Annotated in this window: 3 protein-coding genes; all 3 read left to right on the forward strand. The window is 67.4% G+C overall.

Annotation, left to right across the window (positions count from 1 at the left end):
- Positions 1–417, forward strand: a 417-nt coding sequence (locus EOA60_RS25040; protein WP_164899516.1) for a M48 family metalloprotease, incomplete at its 5' end; no start/stop codon positions are given.
- The gene (locus EOA60_RS25045) at positions 408–1,793 is read left to right on the forward strand and encodes an RsmB/NOP family class I SAM-dependent RNA methyltransferase (RefSeq protein ID WP_245502606.1); all 1,386 of its coding nucleotides are present in this window, start codon (positions 408–410) and stop codon (positions 1,791–1,793) included. The genes EOA60_RS25040 and EOA60_RS25045, both read left to right, overlap by 10 nt.
- Positions 1,794–1,941: 148 nt before the next feature.
- Positions 1,942–3,339, forward strand: a 1,398-nt coding sequence (locus tag EOA60_RS25050; RefSeq protein WP_128312067.1) for a heparinase II/III family protein, incomplete at its 3' end; no start/stop codon positions are given.

Here is a 3,339-nt window from a genome sequence, read left to right on the forward strand (position 1 = left end):
CGCGAATACGAGGCCGACCGGCGCGGCGCCGAAATTTGCGGAAATCCGTTGTGGCTCGCCTCGGCGCTCGACAAGATCGCGCGCGGCGCCGAGCGCATTCCCAATCCGGATGCCGAGCGAAATCCGGCGATGGCACATCTGTTCATCATCAATCCGTTGCACGGTGAGCGCATGGACAATCTGTTCTCGACCCACCCGAGCACAGAGAACCGCATCGCCGCCCTGCAGCAGATGGCGCGCGAGATGAGCGGTGCCGCCCAAGCCGCGCGGCGCGAAGCCCCTGCGCCAGGCCAGCCGGACGAGCCGCAGGCAGGACCATGGAGCCAGCCGGCCGAGCCGGAGCGGCCGAAGCGCAATCCCTGGGGTCGCAACCCGACCGGCCCCCGCGGCACAGGATCCAAAGGTCCGTGGTCGTGAGCGGAGCGAAGCGCCGACCGCAAACCCAAGGCAGAGGTGACGCAAGTGCGAGCGACACGGTCGCCGGCCTCGCGGCGCGCAAGGCGGCCGCCCGCCTGCTTGCCGCCGTCATCGATGCCCATACCCCGCTCGACGGCCTGACCGACAACGAGCACGGCCACCCGCAATACAAGGCGCTCGACCAGCGCGACCGCGCATTGGTGCGCGCCATTCTGGTCACGGCGCTGCGCCACCGCATGACCATTGCCGGACTGCTTGCAAGGCGTCTGGAAAGGCCGTTGCCGGCCAACGCCACCGTGCTCTCGCACATCCTGCACGTGGCCGCCGCGCAGATCCTGTTTCTCGACATCCCCGACAGCGCCGCCGTCGACCTCGCCGTCACCCACGCCAAGTCCGACCCACGCACGCTGCGTTTCTCCGGTCTCGTCAACGGCGTGCTGCGCTCGCTGGCGCGTGCCAAGGGCGCCGAGCTGGCGCCGACGCTCGCCGCGACGACCGAGGCGCCCCAGTGGTTCGCAGACCGACTGGCCACAGCCTATGGCGCCGCCAGGGCGGAGGCCATTCTTGCTGCCCATCGCCATGAGGCTCCGGTCGATTTCACCGTTAAAACCGACCCTTCGCTCTGGGCGGAGAAGCTGGGCGGCATCGTGCTGCCGACCGGCACGGTGCGCGTCGAGAAGCTGCAGACCGGCGTCACCGATCTGCCCGGCTTCGCCGACGGCGCCTGGTGGGTGCAGGATGCGGCGGCAGCCCTGCCCGCGCGCCTTTTCGGCGCCATCGAGGGACAACGCATCGCCGATCTTTGCGCCGCGCCCGGCGGCAAGACGGCCCAGCTGATCCTCGCCGGCGCGAACGTCACCGCCGTCGACAGTTCAAAGAACCGGCTGGCCAGGCTGGGTGAGAACCTAAAACGCCTCGGCCTTTCGGCCGAACTGGCGCACACCGACCTGCTCGACTACCGGCCGGCGGAGCCGTTCGACGCCGTGCTGCTCGACGCGCCCTGCTCCTCGACCGGCACCGTGCGCCGGCATCCCGACGTGCCGTGGACCAAAACCATGGCCGATGTCGAGAAGCTCGCCACGCTGCAGCGGCGCCTGCTCGCTCACGCCGTCACTCTCGTCAAACCGGGCGGACGGCTCGTCTTTTCCAATTGTTCGCTCGACCCGATCGAGGGCGAGGAGCTTTATCGCGTCTTCCTTGCCGGAACTCGCGGCGTGATCGCCGATCCGATCCAAGCGGGTGAATTCGCCGGCCTCGATCCCTTCCTCACGCCCGATGGCACGCTGCGCACCCCCCCCGCCGATTTGGTGCTGAATTCACCGGGGGTTTCGGGGCTCGACGGCTTCTTTGCCGCCCGGATGAGAAGGACGATTTAGGACGTTATTGCATAAATCTTGCCGACTTTTTTAGCGATGCCCAGGTCATGGCCGCGTGAAGGGGTTCACTTCGTGGAAATCCGCCTTCGCATAAGTTCTTGAATCATATAAGCTTGTGCTTAGGGGCTGACGACTATCAGGAGGGGTTTTGGCACTTGCTGCCGGCAGCACGACGCGTCTTTGGACGCTTGTCGCGAGGGAGTTCTGGCGCAAAACGCGCCGGCGCCTTCGTGCCGGTCCTATCTATCGCTGGCGTTATTCCGGCCGCACGCCCGAGCGCGTCCTCATCGCGCCGCCAGATCTGAAGCTTGCCGACCCGCAGATCGCGCTCGAAATCTACTATGGCCGCTATCCGCTGTCCGGCCACATGGTCGAGACCGGCGGCAAATCGCCTTTCCAGATCAATGTGCCCAACCGCGGCTGGCAAAAGTCGCTGCACGGCTTCCGCTGGCTGCGCCATATGCGCGCCGCAGGCACCGAGCTCGCCGCCGCCAACGCTCGCGCCCTGGTCTCGGACTGGATCGTCATGCACGGCAACCAGATATCGGGCGTTGCCTGGGAGCCTGGCACGACAGCCAAGCGGGTGATTGCCTGGCTCCAGCATTCCTCGGTCGTGCTGCAAGGCGCCGAATTCCCGTTCTACCGCGCCTTCCTCAAATCGCTCGCCATGCAGATCCGCTATCTCAGATCGATGGCGCGCGAGATGCCGGACGGCAAGGACAGGCTGCGCGCTCGCATCGCGCTCGCCTTCTCCACCCTGTCGCTGCCCGCGCCGGCCTCGGCGCTGCGCGCCGCCACGCGCAACCTGGCCGAGGAGCTCGACCACCAGATCCTGCCGGACGGCGGTCACATCTCGCGCAACCCGATGACGGTGCTGGAATTGCTCGCCGACCTTCTGCCGTTGCGCCAGACCTATGCCAACCAGGCGGAGGCGCCGCCGCCGGCGCTGATCAACGCCATCGACCGCATGCTGCCGGCGCTGCGCTTCTTCCGCCACCAGGACGGCAGCCTTGCCCGCTTCAACGGCATGGGCGCCACCATCCACGATCGCATCGCCACCATCCTGCGTCATGACGACACGGTCGGCGCGCCGCTGCTGCACGCGCCCCATTCCGGCTATGAGCGCCTGTCGATGGGCGGCGTCACGGTGATCGCCGACACCGGCCTGCCGCCGCCTGTCGACATCTCCAACGCGGCGCATGCCGGCTGCCTCGCTTTCGAGCTTTCTTCCGGGCGCCAGCATTTCATCGTCAACGCAGGCATCGATACCTATGGCGCGGCCGAATTCCGGCCGCTCGCCCGCGCCACCGCCGCGCATTCGACAGCCACCGTCAACGACACGTCCTCGGCGCGCTTCAGTCACTCGTTGCGGGTCAGCGACCTGCTCGGCTCGCCGCTGATCGGCGGCCCGCAGCATGCGCCCTGCAAGCGCATCGACCAGAAGGGTGTGCAGGGCTTTGTCGCGCGCCACGACGGCTATGCCGCGCGCTTCGGCTTGCTGCACGAGCGGGAGCTGAAGCTGGCGGAGAACGGCAATGTGCTGACC

It is taken from the genome of Mesorhizobium sp. M1A.F.Ca.IN.020.06.1.1 (assembly GCF_004023265.1).
In the GTDB taxonomy this organism is placed as follows: domain Bacteria; phylum Pseudomonadota; class Alphaproteobacteria; order Rhizobiales; family Rhizobiaceae; genus Mesorhizobium.